The sequence below is a fragment of the Micromonospora sp. WMMD734 genome, assembly GCF_049178975.1.
In the GTDB taxonomy this organism is placed as follows: domain Bacteria; phylum Actinomycetota; class Actinomycetes; order Mycobacteriales; family Micromonosporaceae; genus Micromonospora; species Micromonospora wenchangensis.
Map to the genome: position 1 here is coordinate 6,865,898 of NZ_JBMHMK010000001.1, position 18,328 is coordinate 6,884,225.

The following is an 18,328-nucleotide window of genomic DNA, read 5'->3' on the forward strand; positions in this document are numbered from 1 at the left end:
CCAGCCGGAGGACACCACCAGGCGAGAATAGAGTGCCGGTGCGTTCAGCGCGCGGTTGGCCGACTCAGCCGGGACAGCACCTCGGTGTGCAGCGGCCCGTTGGTGGCGATCGCGCTGATCTCGCTGGATGCCGTCCCACCAGGGGCGGGAGCACCCTCCAACGTGGTCATGGTGCCACCGGCGGCGGTCACGATCGGCACCAGGGCGGCCACGTCCCACAGTGACAGTTCCGGCTCCACCATCACGTCCAGTGCCCCCTCGGCCAGCAGCATGTAGCCGTAGAAGTCGCCGTAGGCGCGGCTGCGCCAGGTGTCGCGCATCAACTGGAGCACCGCGTCCAGCCGGCCGGCCGCCTCCCACCCGGTCAGCGACGAATAGCAGAAGCTGGCGTCGGCGAGGTCGCGGACCCCGGAGACCCCGATCGGTTCACCGGAGGCGGCGTCGCGCCCGGCGTACGCCCCCACGCCGTCGGCACCCCACCAGCGCCTGCCGAGCGCCGGGGCGGAGACCAGCCCGACCACCGGCCGGTCCCCCTCCAGCAGGGCGATCAGGGTGGCCCACACCGGCACACCCCGGACGAAGTTCTTGGTGCCGTCGATCGGGTCGATCACCCACCGCCGGTCGTGCGGGCCGGTGGCCGGCTGCTCGCCGTACTCCTCGCCGAGCAGCCCGTCGTCCGGCCGGTGGGCGGCCAGCAGCGCCCGGATCTCCCGCTCGACTGAGGTGTCTGCGTCGGAGACGGGGGTCAGGTCCGGTTTCGCCGCCACCCGCAGATCCAGCGCCCGGAACCGGTCCATCGAGATGGCATCGGCCGCATCCGCAAGCCGATGAGCAAGATCAATATCCCCCACATACCCCGTCACCCCGAAACCCTACCCTCCTCCCCACCCCACCCCACCCCTCCTCCCCGTCCCCACCACCCGCTTGCCGCGCGTGATCAAGAGGTTTGCGTCATGGCAGAGCTCCAGATTGACGTAAACCTCTTGATCACCTGACGTAAACCTCTTGATCACGGGGGCGGGAGAGGAGGCCGGGGCGGCGAGGCGGGCCGGCGAGGCCCGGCGGGAGGCCCGAGGCGGGGGCCCGGGTGGCGGGGTGGAGCCCCGGGGCCGGGGTGGGGCGGCGAGGCAGGCGGTGAGGCCGGACGGGGTGGTGAGGGGAAGGGGTGATGGAGGGGCGGGGGTGGTGGAGGGGTCAGACGGGGGTGATCGCGAGGTTGGTGACCTGGTCGTCCTGGATGCCGAACACGAACGCGAAGGACAGGGGCCCGCCGGGGAACTCCCCGTCCCCGGAGGCCACCAGCCGGTCGCCGGCGAACGAGGTCGGCGTGATCACGATCTTCGGGTTGATCAGGTGCACCTGGATCCACTCGCGGATGGCGGACTCGCCGGTGTAGGCCGTCCCGTCGTCGTGCACGGTGGCCCCGTCGGCGAAGACCGCGGCCAGGGCGTTCGGGTCGTGGGCGTTGGTGGCCGCGACGAAGTTCTCGACGGCCTGGGGAAGGTGGACAGTGTCCATTGTGCTCTCCAGATCTTCTCGGGTGCCGGGGCGCGGGTGCGTCCCGTGTTCCGGTGGCGGCTCGGCGGCACGGTGATGCTGCGGGTGCCGTCCCGCCATGGGCCGTGCAGCATGGTGATCAGTTCAGGTTCGGGATGACGGTCGGCGAAGGCCCGCCAGGTCGGGAGACCTGCCAGGTCGGAAGGCTCGCCGGGTCGGAAGGCTCGCCGGGTCGGAAGGCTCGCCGGGTCGGGAGGTCCGGTCGGCAGGCTCAGAAGTCCGCCGAGCGCGAGAGCTTCTCGTTCGCGCGCAGCTCCGTGAGGGCGTTCTCGTGCATCGCGACGACGGCGTCGTAGCCGGAGTTGCCGAGCACGATCCGGTGCGGCGGGACGGGTGCGGCCAGCGCGCCGATCACGGCTTGGACGCCGCGTTCGGGATCGCCCTCCTGCCTGCCGTTGTGGTCCACGAACGCCGCCTTGACGCCCTCGACCAGCGGCACGTAGGCGTCGACGGTCTCGTTGACGGGTTCGTCCTGGAAGCCGGCGAAGGCGTTGGTGCGGAATGCTCCCGGTTCCACGAGGAGCACGCGTACCCCGAACTGTTCGACTTCGTGGCGCAGCGTCTCGGACAGCCCTTCGAGGGCGAACTTCGCCGCCGAGTAGTAGCCGAATCCCGGTGCGCCGACGAGGCCCGCCACCGACGACATGTTCACGATCCAGCCGCCGCCGCGGGCCCGCATGCCGGGCAGGACCGCGCGGATCACCTCGACCACGGCGAACAGGTTGAGGTCGAACGTGCGGCGGATCGTCTCGTCGGGGGCACCCTCGACGGAGCCGAACCAGCCCCGGCCCGCGTTGTTGACCAGTACGTCGATCCCGCCGAACCGTTCCACCGTCGTGCGGACCGCCGCCCGCACCTGCTCGGCATCGGTGACGTCGAGCGGGAGTACGAGCACCCGGGCACCGTACGGTTCGGCCCATTCTCGCAGTTCGGAGGGGCGACGGGAGGTCACCGCCACCTGGTCGCCCTGGTTCAGTGCGGCTTCGGCATAGAACAGGCCGAACCCTCCTGGCGTCCCCCCGGTGATGAACCACGTTCGCATGGACTTCTCCTTTCGCTATAGCGGCCAATGTAGCGCTACATGCGCTACTGTAGCAACCATGCAGAACGCACGGGATCGCCTCCTGCTCGCCACGGCGGAGTTGCTGGAGAGCGGCGGCACGGTGTCCACGAGGGCGGTGTGCGAACGCGCCGGGGTGCAGGCCCCGACGCTCTACCACCACTTCGGCAGCAAGCAGGGCCTGATCGACGCCGTGGCCAACCACGGCTTCACCCAGTACACGGCGGTCGAGAGTTCCGGCGACCCGCTGGGCGACCTGCGGGAGGGCTGGGACCGCCACGTACGGTTCGGGCTGGAGCACCCGTCGTTCTACGGGCTGCTCTACGGCCGGGCCGAACCGGGAAGGCCGTGCGCCGTGACCGCTCCCGCGCACGCCGCGCTGCGCGAGCGGCTCACCGGCGCCGCCGTCCAGGGCATGCTCAAGGTGCCGGCGGCCGACGCCGCCGAGCAGGTGCTCGCCGCCAACGTCGGCATCACGCTCACCTTGATCAGCCAGCCGGAGCCGGACTTCGGGCTGTCCGAACGCGTCCGCGAGGCCGCGCTGGCCGGGGTCCTGCACACCCCCTCCGCCGATGCACCCGCCACCCGGGCGAGCGCCGCACTGACGTTGCGCGCACTGGTCGGCGACGACCCGGGCGACCTCACCCCTGGCGAACGGGCGCTGCTCGACGAGCTGCTGGACCGTCTGGCCCGCTAGGTCAGGAGCCGGCCAGCGGATCGCCGGGGTTGCGCTCCACCTCGCGGGGGTCGCCCTCGCCGGCCCGGGAGGCCAGCAGCCGACGGTACGAGGCCAGCCGGCGCTGGTCGGCCTTGCCGGCGGCCACCCAGGCGTCCAGCGCGCAGTCCGCCTCGTCCGGGGTGTGCGGGCAGTTGGGTGGGCAGTCCACCGTCCCCTCGACCAGGTCGGGGAAGCCGTGCAGCAGGCTCTCGGCCGAGACGTGGGCCAGCCCGAAGCTGCGGATGCCCGGGGTGTCCACGATCCAGCCCGGGTCACCGTCGCCGTCGGGGGTACGCGGCAGTCGCAGCGCCACCGCGCTGGTGGAGGTGTGCCGGCCCCGGCCGATGGCGCTGACCACGCCGACCGCCCGCAGCGCGTCCGGCACCAGCCGGTTGACCAGCGTCGACTTGCCCACCCCTGAGTGCCCCACCAACACCGACACCCGGCCGGCGAGCAGGGCGCGCAGCGCGTCGAGGTCGGAGTCGGGCCGGACCAGCACGTACGGCAGTTCCAGCTCGGTGTAGTAGCCGACCACCTGTTCCGGGCCGGCCAGGTCGGCCTTGGTCAGGCAGAGCAACGGCTCGATGTCGGCGTCGTACGCGGCGACCAGGCACCTGTCGATGAAGCCGGTCCGGGGCGGCGGGTCGGCCAGCGCGCTGACGATCACCAGTTGGTCGGCGTTGGCGACCACCACCCGTTCCAGCCGTCCCTCGGCGGTGTTCTCGTCGTCGTCGGCGGTGCGCCGCAGCACCGAGCGCCGCTCGGCGATCCGGACGATCCGGGCCAGCGCCCCGTCCGCGCCGGAGACGTCACCGACCAGGCTCACCCGGTCGCCGACCACCACCGACTTGCGGCCGAGTTCACGGGCCCGCATCGCGGTGACGGCCGCGCCGTCCGGGGCGTCGGGGAGGACGCAGGTGTAGCGGCCCCGGTCGACGGCGATGACGAACCCGTCGACCGCGTCGTCGTGCCGGGGGCGGGTCCGGGTACGCGGACGTGAGGACCGGCCGGGCCGGACCCGTACGTCGTCCTCGTCGTACTCCCGTCGCTTGGTCGCCAGGACCTGCCCCCTCCGCCGTCAGCTCTTGCCGGTCACCAACGCCGACCATAGTGCCGGGAACTCCGGCATGGTCTTCGAGGTGCACGCGACGTCGTCCACCTCGATGCCTCCGACGGCGAGCCCGGCCACCGCGGCGGCGTGCGCCATCCGGTGGTCGGCGTAGGTGCGGAAGGGGCCTCCGCGCAGCGGTCGGGGCCGGATCTCCAGCCCGTCGGCGGTCTCGGTCAGGTCGGCGCCGAGCCCGGTGAACTCGCGGGCCAGCGCGGCGATCCGGTCGGTCTCGTGCCCCCGGATGTGCCCGATGCCGGTGAACGTCGACGGCGAGTCGGCGAGCATGGCGAGCGCGGTCAGCGCCGGGGTCAACTCGCTGACGTCGGACAGGTCGGCGGTCAGGCCGTGCACGGTGCCGGTGCCCCGCACGGTCAGCCCGGCGGTGGTCAGGGTGACCTCGCCGCCCATCCGGTCCAGCAGCGAGCGGAGCTGCTCGACCGGTTGGACGCTGTTGTGCGGCCAGCCCTGCAACGTCACCTCGCCGCCGGTGACCATGGCGGCGGCGAAGAAGGGGACCGCGCCGGAGAGGTCGGGTTCGATCTCCCAGCCCCGGCCGGCGAGCGGCCCCGGCTCGACCACCCAGACGTCGTCGACGGTGTCGTCGACGGCCGCCCCGGCGGCGCGCAGCATCTGCACCGTCATCCGCAGGTGCGGCGCGGAGGGCACCGGCGGGCCCTGGTGCCGGACCACCACGCCCCGGTCGAAGCGTGCCCCGGCGAGCAGCAGACCGGAGACGAGCTGGCTGGACGCGGAGGCTTCGATCACCACCTCGCCACCGGTGACCCGGCCGACGCCCTGCACCACCAGGGGCAGGCTGCCGGTCTCCGGGGCGTCGATCCGGACGCCGAGCGAGCGCAGCGCGCCGATCAGCGGGCCGAGCGGCCGGACCCGGGCCTGCGGGTCGCCGTCGAAGGTGACCCGCCCTTCGGTGAGCCCGGCGACCGGCGGGACGAACCGCATCACCGTGCCGGCGAGCCCGACGTCGACGTGGGCCGGGCCGACCAGCCGGTGCGGCCGGACCAGCCAGCGGTCGTCGTCGGAGACCGAGACGTGGGCGCCCATCGCCCGCAGCCCGCCCGCCATGAGTTCGGTGTCGCGGGCGCGCAGCGGCCCGTGCAGCGTCGACGGGCCACCGGCCAGCGCGCTGAGCACCAGGGCCCGTGCGGTCATCGACTTGGAGCCGGGTAGGTGCAGGGCGGCGGTGACCGGGGCGGTGGCGGTCGGTGCGGCCCAGGGCTGTTGCGGACGGGTGGCGGTCAGGTTTCCCACGGTCACATTCTGCCAACCCGGCGGCGTCGTGCGGGACCGCCGACGGGTCGACTCCCGGTGGGCGGGACAGCCGGCGGCGGCGTGGGGGGGTTAGCGTAGGCGTCATGTGCGGCAGGTACGCGACGACCCGGAGTGCCGGCGACCTGAGCGCGGTCTTCGAGTCGTACGACGACACCGACGGCGGGGTCCGGCCGGACCACAACGTCGCGCCGACCGACCGGGTGCCCGTGGTGCGGGTCGATCCGGAGCAGGGGCGGGCGCTCTCGGTGGGCCGCTGGGGGTTGGTGCCGCACTGGGCGAAGTCGCCCGCCGGGGCGGCCCGCATGATCAACGCGCGGGCCGAGACCGTCGCCACCAGCCGGGCGTACGCCCTGCCGTTCGCCCGCCGGCGCTGCCTGGTCCCGGCCGACGGCTGGTACGAGTGGGTGCGCCGGGCCGGCGGTGGCAAGCAGCCCTACTTCATGACCCCGCGGGACGGCTCGGTGCTGGCGTTGGCCGGGATCTGGTCCCGGTGGGAGACGACGCTCACGTTCAGCGTGCTGACCACGGCGGCGGTGGGTGAGCTGGCCGAGGTGCACGACCGGATGCCGCTGCTGCTGCCGCCCGACAGGTGGGCGCAGTGGCTCGCCCCGGCCGACGATCCGGCGGCGCTGCTGGTCCCGCCGCCGGTGGAGTGGCTCGCCGGGCTGGAGATCCGTCCGGTCGGTACGGCGGTGGGCGACGTGCGCAACGACGGTCCGGAGTTGACCGCCCGGGTGTCGCCGGACGGGGAACGCTCCCACGGGGAGAGCGCACTGTTCTGATCGCGATAGGTGACATTGGCGCGTACGAATTGCCAGAGTTCCGGGTGAAACGTCGCTCGGATCTTTTGCCATCTTTCCGGCAGACCCCTTGTCTCCGTAGCCGACAGTGCGATACAACACAGCGCTGGCACTGGGAGCGTCCTCGCGCGGTGCGAACGACGCCCGTCGATCTTGCCGGTCCCACGGGGGAGGTGGGTGTGATGACCCGGGCACGTATGCCCCGACCGCACGAGGTGGCCGCCGCACGACGAGATCCGCGACTGCTCCGGGCGTTGCGGGATCGCCGTTCCGACGATGCCTGGCGGACCAGGGGCACCTGTCAGAGTGTGGATCCGGAGACGTTCTTTCCGGCACCCAACGAACCGGCCGACGCGGCAATCGCGCTCTGCCGCAGTTGCGACGTGCAGGGTTCCTGCCTGGCCTGGGCGTTGGAGGTGGGCGACACCCACGGCGTGTGGGGCGGCACCACGCCCCGCGAGCGCCGGGCCATGCTGGTCGCCTGGCGGGGCGAGGTCGGGACCGATTCCGGCACGGCCGCCGACGCCGGTCCGCCGGTCCGCGACCGGTTGCTCACCCTGGTGCCGTTGAGCTGAGCACGCCGCCGGCCACGGCGCAGAATGGCCTGATGCCCCGCTCCACGCAGCTCGACACCCCGCGCGGCCCGGCCCGGGTCGACACCGACCGGCCGACCGGCCCGCCGACGTCCCTGCTGGTGCTCGGCCACGGGGCTGGCGGCTCGGTGGACGCGCCGGACCTGCTGGCGGTGCGCGACGCCGCCCGCGACGCCGGGGTGCTGGTGGCCCGGGTGACCCAGCCCTACCGGGTGGCCGGCCGGCGGGCCCCGGCCCCGGCCGGGCACCTGGACGAGGCGTGGACGGCGGTGCTGGCCGTGCTGCGCCGTCGGCACCCCGACCTGCCGTTGCTGGTCGGTGGGCGGTCCAGCGGCGCCCGGGTGGCCTGCCGGACGGCCGGCCCGGTGGGGGCGGCCGGGGTGGTCGCCCTGGCCTTTCCGCTGCACCCGCCCGGCCGCCCGGAGCGGTCCCGGGCCGACGAACTGGTGACCGGCCTGCCGACGCTGGTGGTCAACGGCGACCGGGACCCGTTCGGGCTGCCCGTCGCCGCCGGGACGGTGCAGGTGGAGGTGCGCCGTGGCGAACGTCACGACCTGCGTCAGGACCCGGCCGGGGTGGCCGCCGCGGTGCTCGCCTGGCTGCGTACCCACAGGTGGGCCCGCGGACCGCGTCCACCGGTCGCGTCCCGGGCCGGTTCGCCGCGCTGACCACCCGTTTCCGCCCCGGCGGACCCCTCGTTGCATCCGGTGGTGTCGACCTTCCGGTTCGGGTGGTCGGGACCGTCCCTCCCAGGCCCTTCCTGGTCCCAGTCCTCCGGTAGCCGACCGGTGGGCCGGGACCAGGAGCGGGGGCCGGCGGAATGTGCGGCAGTCGGTCGGGTGTTACGACTCCCGGACGAGGAATCTGGCGAGGGGGGTGACCGGTGCCGACCGAGACACGGAACCGGGAACGGGACGATCGGGACGCACGGCAGCTCAGGCGGCTGCTCGACGGTCCGGACTGGCCGGCGGTGGAAACCGGCCCCCGGGTGGTGAGCGCGGGCACACCCGGCAGAACCGAAGCTGCGGACCGGTCCGTCCGCGTATCCTCGGCGGGACAGCATCCGACGCGAGGGGATGTGCGGTTGACCACCGAGAAGACGGACGAGCGCAGGGCCCGCTTCGAGCGGGACGCGATGCCCTTCGTCGATCAGCTCTACGCCGCCGGGCTGCGGATGACCCGCAACCCGGCCGACGCCGAGGATCTGGTCCAGGAGACGTACCTGAAGGCGTACGCCGCCTTCCACCAGTTCGAGCAGGGCACCAACCTGAAGGCCTGGCTCTACCGGATCCTGACCAACACCTACATCAACTCCTACCGCAAGCGGCAGCGCCAGCCCATCCAGGCGCCCACCGAGGAGATCACCGACTGGCAGCTCGCCGAGGCCGAGTCGCACACCTCCAGCGGGTTGCGGTCGGCGGAGACCGAGGCGTTGGACCGGCTGCCGGACACCGACGTCAAGGAGGCCCTCCAGCAGCTGCCTGAGGAGTTCCGCCTGGCGGTCTACCTGACCGATGTCGAGGGCTTCTCGTACAAGGAGGTCGCCGACATCATGGGCACGCCGATCGGCACCGTGATGTCCCGGTTGCACCGTGGGCGTCGTAACCTGCGCAAGCTGCTGGAGCGGTACGCCGCGGAGCGCGGTTTCAGCGCCGCGCAGCCCGCGAAGGGTTCGACCACCGCCACTGCCGGCCGGGAGGTGTGACGTGAGCTGTGGAGAACCGCACGAGACGGACTGCCGGGAAGTGCTCGCGGAGGTCTACCTCTACCTCGACCTGGAGTGCGCCGACGAGCGCCGCTCGCTGATCCGCCACCACCTGGACGAGTGCGGACCGTGCCTGCGCGAGTACGGCATCGAGCAGGAGGTGCGGGCGCTGGTGGCCCGGTGCTGTGGCAACGAGACCGCCCCCGACAAGCTGCGCGAGCGGCTGCGGGTACGCCTCACCGAGCTGGTGGTCTTCGAGCCCAGCGAGTCCCGCGAACTCGCCGAGTGACACCACACGGCGGACCCGCCGTGGACGAGACGGACAGTGGACGAGACGGACACACGACGGTGGCCCGGGTCGACTCGACCCGGGCCACCGGTGCGTCCGGCACGCGGCCGGACCTGACGTCGTGGCGGTCACCCGCCGCAACGGCTCAGGAGTTGGGGCGCTTGCCGTGGTTCGCGCCGCTCTTCTTACGGGCCTTCTTCTTACGGGCCTTCTTCGCCATGCTGACCTCCTCGTGATGGGTCCGACCCTGCTGCGGTTGACCCGCGACGCCGGTGCACGCCACCGGCCTCCCGGCGTCGGGTCCGACCTGATGATGCTAGTGCGGCCGGCGTGCGCCGTCGTGCGCCGGGGCGGCAGCGGTACGCCGGGGCGCGCGTGGCGCTCTCCGCCCACGCGGGGTCGGTCCGTGATTGGATACCGACGCAGACACACCCGGTGGAGAAGGAGGGCCGTGATGGCCGAGGAGATCCGCGCCGAGATGGTGGCCAACGTGTGGAAGGTCGTCGCGTCGACCGGGGACACCGTCTCTGAGGGGGACACCCTGGTGATCCTGGAGTCGATGAAGATGGAGATCCCGGTCGTCGCCGAGTCCGACGGGGTGGTCGAGCAGCTCGCCGTCAACGAGGGCGACGTGGTGCAGGACGGTGACCTGATCGCGGTGATCGGTTGATCCCCGGCGACCGGTCGACCGGGTTGCTGGTCCGGCGGGCCGTGCCGGCCGAGTTCCCGGCGGTGGCCCGGTTGACCGTCGCCGCCTACGAGGCCGACGGTCAGCTCAAGGGCGAGAACGGCTACGGCGAGGTGCTGGCCGACGTGGCCGGCCGGGCCGAGCACGGTGAGATCCTGGTCGCCGTCGACGGAGCCACCGGCGCGGTCCTCGGTTCGGTCACCTACGTGCTGCCCGGCAGCCCGTACGCGGAGCTGTCCCGGCCGGGCGAGGCGGAGTTCCGGATGCTGGCGGTGGACCCGGCCGCCCAGGGGCGGGGGGTGGGCGTGACACTGGTCCGGGCCTGCCTGTCCCGGGCGGTGGAGCAGGGTTGCTCGGCGATGGTCATCTGCGTCCGCAACGGGCTCGCCGACGCCGCCCACCGGCTGTACGCGGGGCTGGGCTTCGTGCGTACCCCGGAGCGGGACTGGTCGCCGCTGCCCGGCGTCGACCTGCTCGCCCTGCGGATGGCCCTGCCCGCCGGCCCGTCCTGACCGGGTCGTACCGACCCGCCCGGCCCGGTCCGGCCGGGGGCCCAACGCGTTGTCTAGCGGGATGCCTTCGCGAAGGTCACGAATCCGCGCCACGCGCTGGGAGTGAAGGTCAGCGTTGCGCCGTCGCGGTCCTTGGTGTCCCGTACGAATACGACGCCGGGCAGGTTGTCGGCAACCTCGACACATGCCCCGCCGTTGCTGCCGCTCTTGGTGCTCTTGCGCCACTGCGCGCCGGTCATGTCCATGTCGCTGCCACTTTCCTCACGGGGTCGAGAGACTGTGCCCGGGGGAGGGCCTCGCCGACAACGCGCGCCTTACGTTCGAGGCTTGCAATTTCGGTGGCATCGTCGGTGATCTGCGCCCTGGCTGGACTGTCTTGGTGCGCTAACCGTGTGCCGTCCGGCCGGGGGCCACCGCCCTGTTTAGCGAGATGCCTTCGCGAAGCTGACGAACCCACGCCACGCGCCAGGAGTGAACGTCAGCGTCCCGCCGTCGCGGTTCTTGGTGTCCCGCACCAGCACGACGCCGGGCAGGTTGTCGGCCACCTCGACGCAGTCACCACCGTTGTTCCCGCTCTTCGTGCTCTTGCGCCACTGCGCGCTGGTCATGTTCATGCCTCTGCCAATCTCCGGATGAGGTCTACGGACTGCGCTGTGGGTAGGGCTTTGCCTACGATGCGTGCCTACCGCCGTTCCAGCGTAGCAACGTCCGCAGGCTGATCGATGATCTGCGCGCGAGCCTCGCTGTCGACGCGGCCGACGCGTCTTCCGTCGTTCAATTCGGCCACAGTGAACGGTCCACCCAGGCCCGCGTACACGCCGGCCGATGCGGGCAGGTCCGGCCTGAGCGGTCAGCTCTCCTCGATGCCGGCCAGCAGTTCGTCGGCCACCTCAAGGGCGATCTTCTTACGTTCGTCGTCGGTGATGTCCGGCGTCCGGACGGCGAACCAGCTGCTGTGTACGGCGAACAGGACGAGCGTCGCCCGCAGTTGGGCCCGGGGTGAGTCGTCGCCCTGGCAGATCGCGTCGGCCAGGCGGAACATCCGCTCACGCATCTGCTGGCCGGCGACGAGGCTCTTGAGCACTGTCTGGTTCTGTTCGAAGAACCGCATCACCACGGACTGTCCGGGGGCGAACATCGTGTCGGCGTACTGGCTGACCAGTTCCCGCCGGGTGGCCCGGCTGGCGGGTTGGTCGCGGGCCCAGCCGATCAGCTCGTCCATCCGGTGCAACCGGTCCTCGACGTAGCTGTTGACGATCTCTTCCTTGCTCTTGAAGTGATAGTAGAGGGCGGCCTTGGTCACCCCGAGCCGCTCGGCGATCTCGCGCAGCGACGTCTTCTCGTAACCCTGCTCGGTGAAGAGCTCCAGGGCGACGGCCTGGATGCGCTCACGCGTGCCGCCTGTGCTCTGGCTCACCTGTACCTACCACCCAACTCGCTTGACGGGGTCCCGCTCACCAACTTACCGTGCGGCTAGTAAGGTGACTAGCCGGGCGGCAAGTAAGTGCGACAGATCTCCGGGGGAGCTTACCCATGACTCAGGAAACCCAGGCGAGGGCGAAACCCAACATCCGGGTGGTGCTGTTCGGCCTCATGATCGCGATGATGCTCGCGATGCTCGACAACATGATCGTCAGCACCGCGTTGCCCCGGATCGTCAGCGAGTTCGGCGGCGTCAACCACTTCACCTGGGTGGTCACCGCGTACGTGCTGGGCACCACCGTCTCCACCCCGATCTGGGGCAAGCTCGGTGACCTCTACGGGCGCAAGGCGATCTTCCTGACCTCGGTGGTCGTCTTCCTGATCGGATCGGCGCTGTGCGGGATGTCCGGTTCGGCGCTGCTCGGCGGCACCGGCAACGGGATGGTCGAGCTGATCGCCTTCCGGGCCGTGCAGGGGCTCGGCGCCGGCGGCCTGATGGTCGGCGTGATGGCGATCATCGGCGACCTGGTCCCGCCGCGTGAGCGGGGCCGCTACCAGGGCATGATCGCCGGCATCATGGCGATCGCCATGGTCGCCGGCCCGCTGGTCGGCGGCTTCATCACCGACAACCTCTCCTGGCGCTGGGCGTTCTACGTCAACCTGCCGCTCGGTGGGCTCGCGCTGCTGATCCTGGCCACCAGCATGCACCTGCCGAAGTACCGTACCGAGCACCGGATCGACTGGCTGGGTGCGGCGCTGCTGTCCGTCGGCATCACCGCGATCGTCCTGGTCACCACCTGGGGCGGCAACGAGTACGACTGGGTCTCCGCGCAGATCCTCGGCCTCGCCGCGCTGGCCCTGGTCAGCCTGGTGGCCTTCGGCCTCGTCGAACGGCGGGTCGTCGAGCCGATCCTGCCGCTCGGCCTCTTCGCCAACCGCAACTTCGCGCTGATCTCGGTGATCGGCTTCCTGCTCGGCTTCGCCATGTTCGGCGCGATGAACTTCCTGCCGCTCTACCAGCAGACCGTGCAGGGCGCCTCGGCCACCAACAGCGGCCTGCTCCTGCTCCCGCTGATGTTCGGCATGCTGGTGGTGTCGCTGGTGGTCGGGCGGGCCATCACCAAGACCGGGCGCTACCGGATGTTCCCGATCGTCGGCGGCGTGGTGATGGCCGCCGGCATGGCGCTGCTGTCCCGGCTGGAGGTCGACACCGGCAAGCTGGAGTCCTCGCTCTACATGCTGGTCCTCGGCGCCGGCATGGGCTTCCTGATGCAGACCTCGATGCTGATCGCGCAGAACAGCGTGGAGCAGAAGGACCTCGGCGCGGCCAGCGGCGCGGCCACCTTCTTCCGCTCCATCGGTGGTTCGTTCGGCATCTCGCTGTTCGGGGCGATCTTCGCCAACCGGCTCGCCGACTCGCCGGCCGGCAGCGCGTTCGCCGGTGGCACCGGTGAGGGGCGGGGGATGGACCTGACGAAGCTCAAGGAACTGCCGGCGCAGGCGCGCGAGGTGGTCCTCGGCGGGCTCTCCGACGCCATCTCGCACGTCTTCTTCTGGGCGATGATCATTACGATCGCGGTGCCGGTGCTCGCCTGGTTCATCCGGGAGATCCCGCTGCGCACGGCGAACGCCGTCCCGCCGCCGGAGGCCACCGGCGAGGAGCAGGCCGAGGTCGCCCTCGGCAAGGCCCCGGTCTCCTGACCCGTCCCGTTCGTCGCGGCCGGTCCGCCTCCCGCCGGGGGCCGGGCCGGCCGCGTGGCGTCAGGGGTGGCGGCGGACCAGGGCGGCGAGGCGACGCCAGGCGCGGGCCAGCCGACCGGTCCGGCGGAGGCGGGCCGGGGTGGCGAGCAGCCGGTGGGCCAGCGCGGTGGTGTCCGGGTCGACGGCCGGGGCGACCAACGCCAGATGGGCCAGGGAGACGGCGATCGGCACCGGCCGGCCCTGCGCGACCGTCGCCACGTCGGCGAGCCGCTCGGCCACCAGGCCGGCCACGTCGGGGCGTACCTCCGGGTCCACCCAGGCGGCGGTGACCAGGGCGAACAGTGCCGCCTCGGTGATCCAGTCCTCCACGCCCCAGATCAGCTCCACCAGCACCCGGCGACGGGTCGAGGTCGCCCACGGCTCGTCGGTGCGGTGGTGCAGCAGGCCCAGGCAGGCCCAGACCTGCACACAACGCACCCACAGCGACGGGTCCTGACCGGTGAGCACCCGGCCCAGCGCGGTCGGCGGCGCGTCGGGCGGGTGCACCAGCAGACCCAGCAGGTCGGCCAGCTCCAGGGTGGCCAGCCCGACCGCCGCGTCGTACGCGGCAGGTGGGTGCGGCCAGGCGGGGTGGGCCAGGTGGCGTACCCGCTCGGCGGCGACCGGGGACGGCGCCGGCAGGGCCGGTGCGGCAGTGGTGCCCTCGTAACGCCAGAGCCGGTAGCCGGTGTCCCGACGTGGCTCGCGGGGGTCCGGCTCGGCCACCCCGGTCACCTCGACGTGCAGGCCGGGCACGGCGGCGGCGACCGTACGCATCGCGCTCGGCGGTTCCGGGGTGGTCAGGTGGACCGCCGCGTCGGGGAAACCGTCGGCGGCGAGCGCGCGGCGCAGCGCGTCGACCATCGCGCCGGTCGCCGGGGTGACCTGCCCCAGCCAGGGGCGTCCCCGGCAGGACTCGGCGAGGTCGGTGTGCTCGTGGCTGTCGTCCGGGTGGTCCCGGGTGAAGTCGGCGAGGTCGACCAGGTGCGCCACGTCACCGTCGCGCAGGAACCGCAGCCGGTGCGCGGTGTGCACCGCACAGTCGAAGGCCGGGTCGCGGGCCAGCGCCCGGTCGGTCCAGCCGAGGGCCTCGTCGAGCCGGCCGTGGTCGGCCAGCGTGCCGGCGATGTCGGCATAGACGGCCAGGTCGTCGGGGTCGTGTCCGACGGCCCGTTCCAGCGCGGCCAGGGCGTCGCGGGTCCGTCCGGCGCTGCGGTAGGCGTACCCGAGCCAGACCTCGCCGAGTTTGGACGGCGTCTCGCGTACCCCTCGGCTGGCCCAGGTGACCGCGAGGGTGACCTCGCCGAGCCGCCGGGCCAGCGCGGACGCCGCGCCGAGCAGCAGCGCGTGCCGGGGGTGCGCGGCGACCGCGTGCCGGGCCAGGGTGAGGTACGGCAGCAGGGGCGTCCGCCCGGCGCGGGGGACCGGGTCGGGCACCGCGGCGCAGACCTGCATCAGGATCCGGGCGCAGCGGTCCGGGTCGAGCCGTTGGGCCAGTTCGGGGGCGGTGACCCAGGGCACCCCGGCCCAGTCGACGCCGGGGGCGTGGCCGGTGGCGGCGACCAGCAGGTCGAGCCCTTCGGCCGGGCGGCCGGCGGCGGCGAGCAGGTGGGCGCGGGCGACCACCGCCCCGACGTGTGCCCGCTGGCCGAGCGGGAAGAGGTCGAGGTCGCCGCCCGAGGCGGCGGCGATCCGGGTGAGCGTCTCGTGCGTGTCGGGCAGGGTCGGTGCCAGCACCAGGGCGGCGGCGAGGTGGTCGGCGGCGTGGGCCAGGTCGCCCTCGTCGAGCGCGAGCCGGGCGAGGGCGAGTTCCTCGGCCGCGGTCAGCGCGGGTGGCTCCTCCGACACGTCGGCCTCTCACTAGCAGGGGGGTTGCCAGGGCTGGGCAAGCGTAGGGGATACCGGCAACCGGTGCCGATCTTCTGCTCATTAGTGCGCGCTGGATTGTCCTCAGCGACAGAATCGTGCAAGACTGAACATGAAACGCGCGGCGATCGCGCAGCGAGGGGAGTTTCCGTGACGCAGCCAGGGGCCGGGATGGCCGCCGACATCGCCGAGCAGCCGGCCGGTTACGCGCGGCTGCTCTCCACCGGGCACGCCGGGGCGATCGCCCGGGTCGCGGCGGCCGTCGCGGAACGCCGCCCCCGGCACGTGGTCTTCACCGCCCGGGGCACCTCCGACCACGCCGCCCTCTACGGGGCGTACCTGACCGAGATCCGGCTCGGGCTGCCCGCTGGGCTCGCCTCGCCCAGCGCGGTCACCGTCTACGGGGCCCGCCCCGACCTCTCCGATGCGCTCGTCGTCGGGGTCAGCCAGAGCGGCGGCTCACCCGACCTGACCGAGGTGCTGCGCACCGCCCGCGAGGCCGGCGCGCTCACCCTGGCGGTCACCAACGCCCCCAACTCGCCGCTGGCCCGGACCGCCGAGCTGGGCATCGACATCGCCGCCGGGCACGAGCGGGCGGTCGCCGCCACCAAGACGTACACCGCCGAACTGCTCGCCCTGCTGCTGCTGGTGGAGGGCGTCCGGGCCGGTGACGGCGTACTGCCGGCCGACCAGCGGGCCGCCCTGGAACGCCTCCCCGAGCTGGCCGAACGCACCCTCGCCGACGACACCCCGACCCGGCTCGCCCCGCGCTACCGGTTCGCCGGCCAACTCGTCACCACCGGCCGGGGGTACGCCTACCCGACCGCCCGGGAGGCGGCACTGAAGCTGATGGAGACCTCCTACCTGCCGGCGCTGGCCTTCTCCGGGGCCGACCTGCTGCACGGCCCGCTCGCGATGACCGACCCGGACGTGCCGGTGCTGGCCGTGGTCGGCTCCGGCCCCGGCGGCCGGTCCATGGGCGAGGTGCTGCCCCGCCTCGGCGAGCGCCGCGCCGACGTGGTGGTGGTGGGCTCGGCCGAGGTCGAGGGGGTCACCCGGCTGGCCGTGCCCGAGGTCGACGAGCGGTACGCCCCGCTGCTGGACATCCTGCCGTTGCAGCGCCTCGCCCTCGCCCTGGCGCTGGCCCGGGGTGAGGACCCGGACGCCCCGCGCGGGCTGAAGAAGGTCACCGCGACGATGTGACCCGGGCCGGCCAGCGCGACGGCGTCCGGGTGGGCGTGGCACGCTGTGTCTCGTGTCCACGCTGCGCGACCTCGCCGAGGAGCACACCCAGCTCCGCCCGGCCGACATCGACCACCTGCACCGGATCGCCGGGGACTGGCAGCTGCTGTCCGACCTGTCCTTCGCTGACCTGCTGCTGTGGGTGCCGGTGGACGCCGACGGCACGTTCCTCTGCGTCGCCCAGGTCCGCCCGACGACCGCCCCGACCGCCTACCTGGACGATCAGGTGGGCCGGATCGTGGGCGGCCCGGAGGTGGCCCACCTGGAGGTCGCCTACCGGCAGGGCCGGATCTGGCGGGAGGGCGACCCGGTCTGGTATGGCGACGTGCCGGCCCGGCACGAGGCGATCCCGGTCCGGCTGCGCACCGCCGACGGGGAGGCCGGCGAGGTGATCGCGGTGGTCGGTCGGGACACCAACCTGTCCACCGCCCGCACCCCCAGCCAGCTGGAGCTGAACTACCTCACCACCGCCGACGACCTGGCCCAGATGATCGCCGACGGCACCTTCCCGCCGCCCCGGCACCCGGGCGAGACCACCTCCGCGCCCCGGGTCGGCGACGGGCTGGTCCGGCTCGACGCCGGTGGCAAGGTCACCTACGCCAGCCCGAACGCGCAGTCGGCGTACCGCCGGTTGGGGTACGCCTCCCACCTGGTGGGCGAGGACCTGGCGAAGCTGCACCGCCGGCTGGCCAGCGACCCGCTCGACGGCACCGAGGCGGCCAACGGCATCCTCGCCGCGCTGCGCGGCGAGGGCCCGCCCCGGCGGGAGATCGACGCCCGGGGGGCGACGATGCTCACCCGGGCCCTGCCGCTGATGCCCGCCGGGGTGCCGATCGGCGCGCTGGTCCTGGTCCGCGACATCACCGAGGTACGCCGCCGCGACCGGGCCCTGATCACCAAGGACGCCACCATCCGGGAGATCCACCACCGGGTGAAGAACAACCTGCAGACCGTCGCCGCGCTGCTGCGCCTGCAGGCCCGCCGGGTGTCGATGCCGGAGGCCCGGGTCGCCCTGGAGGAGTCGGTACGCCGGGTCGCCTCCATCGCCCTGGTGCACGAGACGCTCTCCATGTCCAGCGACGAGGCGGTCGAGTTCGACGGGATCGTCGACCGGGTGGCGAGCGCGGCGACCGAGGTGGCCGCGACCGAGGTGAGCGTCGGGATGCGGCGGACCGGCAGCTTCGGGGTGCTACCCGCCGAGATCGCCACCTCGCTGGTGATGGTGCTCAACGAGTTGCTGCTCAACGCCGTCGAGCACGGCTTCCCGCCGGCCGAGGAGGGCGACGAGGTGGTGGAGCCGGAGACCCGGCCCGAGGTGGTCGTCTCGGCGCACCGGCAGCGCAAGCAGTTGCACGTCTCGGTGACCGACAACGGGCGCGGGCTGCCTGCCGAGTTCGACGCCGACCGGGGCGGGCGGCTCGGGTTGCAGATCGTCCGGGCCCTGGTGACCGGGGAGTTGCGGGGCAGCATCGAGCTGCGTCCCGGCCCGACCGGTGGGACCGAGGCGGTGCTGGTGCTGCCGCTGGCCAAGGTCTGAACCGGGCCGCCCCGGCGACCCGGTTGCCCGCCGGTGACGTCGGGATGAATGTGAGTGGACTGACGTGCGATCTGCGGTCCGATACGCCTTTCAGCCGATTCGCGGGCATTGACACCTTGCGGCCGACTGAATAGTTTTCTAGCTTCACCACCAAGCAGACACGGCCAGTTCACCGTGCCCGGCTTCCCTGGACGCGTC

At 72.7% G+C, this 18,328-nt stretch carries 22 protein-coding genes; 11 read left to right on the forward strand and 11 right to left on the reverse strand.

Translation table 11 applies throughout. The annotated features are described in order from the left end of the window. Nucleotides 1-44: 44 nt before the first annotated feature. The 3 genes from hisN to ACN267_RS30020 all read right to left on the reverse strand — a co-directional run bounded on the left by hisN (nt 45) and on the right by ACN267_RS30020 (nt 2,599). Nucleotides 45-863, reverse strand: coding sequence for a histidinol-phosphatase (gene hisN, locus ACN267_RS30010; RefSeq protein WP_421490164.1), 819 nt, complete (start codon nt 861-863; stop codon nt 45-47). A 331-nt stretch (nt 864-1,194) separates the two neighbouring features. Then, nucleotides 1,195-1,518: a nuclear transport factor 2 family protein gene (locus tag ACN267_RS30015; RefSeq protein WP_204957903.1), complete on the reverse strand. Its 324-nt coding sequence runs from the start codon at nt 1,516-1,518 to the stop codon at nt 1,195-1,197. A 250-nt stretch (nt 1,519-1,768) separates the two neighbouring features. Beyond that, nucleotides 1,769-2,599 carry an SDR family NAD(P)-dependent oxidoreductase gene (locus tag ACN267_RS30020; protein ID WP_421490165.1) on the reverse strand — a complete coding sequence of 277 codons (831 nt, stop codon included), beginning with the start codon at nt 2,597-2,599 and terminating at the stop codon, nt 1,769-1,771. Nucleotides 2,600-2,657: 58 nt separating this feature from the next. Between ACN267_RS30020 and ACN267_RS30025 the strand changes: the two genes are divergently transcribed. After that, nucleotides 2,658-3,314, forward strand: coding sequence for a TetR/AcrR family transcriptional regulator (locus tag ACN267_RS30025; protein ID WP_281894188.1), 657 nt, complete (start codon nt 2,658-2,660; stop codon nt 3,312-3,314). 1 nt (nt 3,315) lies between these two features. On the opposite strand, the gene rsgA is transcribed toward ACN267_RS30025, so the two are convergent. Continuing rightward, nucleotides 3,316-4,209: a ribosome small subunit-dependent GTPase A gene (gene rsgA, locus ACN267_RS30030; protein WP_239484980.1), complete on the reverse strand. Its 894-nt coding sequence runs from the start codon at nt 4,207-4,209 to the stop codon at nt 3,316-3,318. A 204-nt stretch (nt 4,210-4,413) separates the two neighbouring features. Next, nucleotides 4,414-5,715, reverse strand: a complete 1,302-nt coding sequence (aroA, locus tag ACN267_RS30035; RefSeq protein ID WP_421490166.1) for a 3-phosphoshikimate 1-carboxyvinyltransferase — start codon at nt 5,713-5,715, stop codon at nt 4,414-4,416. 104 nt (nt 5,716-5,819) lie between these two features. Between aroA and ACN267_RS30040 the strand changes: the two genes are divergently transcribed. From ACN267_RS30040 to rsrA, 5 genes are all read left to right on the forward strand, one after another. After that, nucleotides 5,820-6,518, forward strand: a complete 699-nt coding sequence (locus ACN267_RS30040) for an SOS response-associated peptidase (RefSeq protein WP_421490167.1) — start codon at nt 5,820-5,822, stop codon at nt 6,516-6,518. 200 nt (nt 6,519-6,718) lie between these two features. Then, nucleotides 6,719-7,111, forward strand: coding sequence for a WhiB family transcriptional regulator (locus ACN267_RS30045; RefSeq protein ID WP_204957908.1), 393 nt, complete (start codon nt 6,719-6,721; stop codon nt 7,109-7,111). A 32-nt stretch (nt 7,112-7,143) separates the two neighbouring features. After that, nucleotides 7,144-7,797 (forward strand): alpha/beta family hydrolase, encoded by a 654-nt coding sequence (locus ACN267_RS30050; RefSeq protein WP_204957909.1) that lies wholly within the window; start codon nt 7,144-7,146, stop codon nt 7,795-7,797. A gap of 215 nt (nt 7,798-8,012) precedes the next feature. Further along, nucleotides 8,013-8,834, forward strand: coding sequence for a sigma-70 family RNA polymerase sigma factor (locus tag ACN267_RS30055; protein ID WP_204957910.1), 822 nt, complete (start codon nt 8,013-8,015; stop codon nt 8,832-8,834). A 1-nt stretch (nt 8,835) separates the two neighbouring features. Further along, a complete protein-coding gene (gene rsrA, locus ACN267_RS30060) occupies nt 8,836-9,123 on the forward strand; it encodes a mycothiol system anti-sigma-R factor (RefSeq protein ID WP_204957911.1) in 288 nt (95 codons plus the stop codon). Between the two features lie 145 nt (nt 9,124-9,268). On the opposite strand, the gene ACN267_RS30065 is transcribed toward rsrA, so the two are convergent. Beyond that, entirely contained in the window at nt 9,269-9,343 is a 75-nt protein-coding gene (locus ACN267_RS30065) for a 50S ribosomal protein bL37 (protein WP_369700219.1), read from the reverse strand. A gap of 234 nt (nt 9,344-9,577) precedes the next feature. Between ACN267_RS30065 and ACN267_RS30070 the strand changes: the two genes are divergently transcribed. Further along, nucleotides 9,578-9,793 (forward strand): biotin/lipoyl-binding carrier protein, encoded by a 216-nt coding sequence (locus ACN267_RS30070; RefSeq protein WP_145921537.1) that lies wholly within the window; start codon nt 9,578-9,580, stop codon nt 9,791-9,793. Then, entirely contained in the window at nt 9,793-10,323 is a 531-nt protein-coding gene (locus ACN267_RS30075) for a GNAT family N-acetyltransferase (RefSeq protein WP_421490523.1), read from the forward strand. The genes ACN267_RS30070 and ACN267_RS30075 overlap by 1 nt, the downstream gene beginning before the upstream one ends. 53 nt (nt 10,324-10,376) lie before the next feature. Here ACN267_RS30075 and ACN267_RS30080 read toward each other — a convergent pair whose 3' ends face one another. The 4 genes from ACN267_RS30080 to ACN267_RS30095 form a co-directional block, all read right to left on the reverse strand. After that, a complete protein-coding gene (locus ACN267_RS30080) occupies nt 10,377-10,568 on the reverse strand; it encodes a DUF397 domain-containing protein (RefSeq protein ID WP_421490168.1) in 192 nt (63 codons plus the stop codon). Nucleotides 10,569-10,745: 177 nt separating this feature from the next. After that, nucleotides 10,746-10,931 (reverse strand): DUF397 domain-containing protein, encoded by a 186-nt coding sequence (locus ACN267_RS30085; RefSeq protein ID WP_204957914.1) that lies wholly within the window; start codon nt 10,929-10,931, stop codon nt 10,746-10,748. Nucleotides 10,932-11,005: 74 nt separating this feature from the next. Continuing rightward, on the reverse strand, nt 11,006-11,158 hold the full coding sequence (locus ACN267_RS30090; RefSeq protein ID WP_421490524.1) for a Scr1 family TA system antitoxin-like transcriptional regulator: 153 nt from the start codon (nt 11,156-11,158) through the stop codon (nt 11,006-11,008). 15 nt (nt 11,159-11,173) lie between these two features. Further along, nucleotides 11,174-11,740 (reverse strand): TetR/AcrR family transcriptional regulator, encoded by a 567-nt coding sequence (locus ACN267_RS30095; protein ID WP_204957916.1) that lies wholly within the window; start codon nt 11,738-11,740, stop codon nt 11,174-11,176. Between the two features lie 116 nt (nt 11,741-11,856). Here ACN267_RS30095 and ACN267_RS30100 point away from each other — a divergent pair, with 116 nt between their 5' ends. Then, on the forward strand, nt 11,857-13,446 hold the full coding sequence (locus ACN267_RS30100) for an MDR family MFS transporter (RefSeq protein WP_204957917.1): 1,590 nt from the start codon (nt 11,857-11,859) through the stop codon (nt 13,444-13,446). A 60-nt stretch (nt 13,447-13,506) separates the two neighbouring features. Here ACN267_RS30100 and ACN267_RS30105 read toward each other — a convergent pair whose 3' ends face one another. Beyond that, nucleotides 13,507-15,333, reverse strand: coding sequence for a tetratricopeptide repeat protein (locus ACN267_RS30105; protein ID WP_421490169.1), 1,827 nt, complete (start codon nt 15,331-15,333; stop codon nt 13,507-13,509). 189 nt (nt 15,334-15,522) lie between these two features. Here ACN267_RS30105 and ACN267_RS30110 point away from each other — a divergent pair, with 189 nt between their 5' ends. Both ACN267_RS30110 and ACN267_RS30115 read left to right on the forward strand, forming a co-directional pair. Beyond that, nucleotides 15,523-16,554, forward strand: coding sequence for an SIS domain-containing protein (locus tag ACN267_RS30110; RefSeq protein ID WP_421490525.1), 1,032 nt, complete (start codon nt 15,523-15,525; stop codon nt 16,552-16,554). 52 nt (nt 16,555-16,606) lie between these two features. Then, complete coding sequence (locus tag ACN267_RS30115) at nt 16,607-18,130, forward strand: sensor histidine kinase (RefSeq protein ID WP_421490170.1); 1,524 nt, start codon at nt 16,607-16,609, stop codon at nt 18,128-18,130. Nucleotides 18,131-18,328 lie beyond the last annotated feature (198 nt).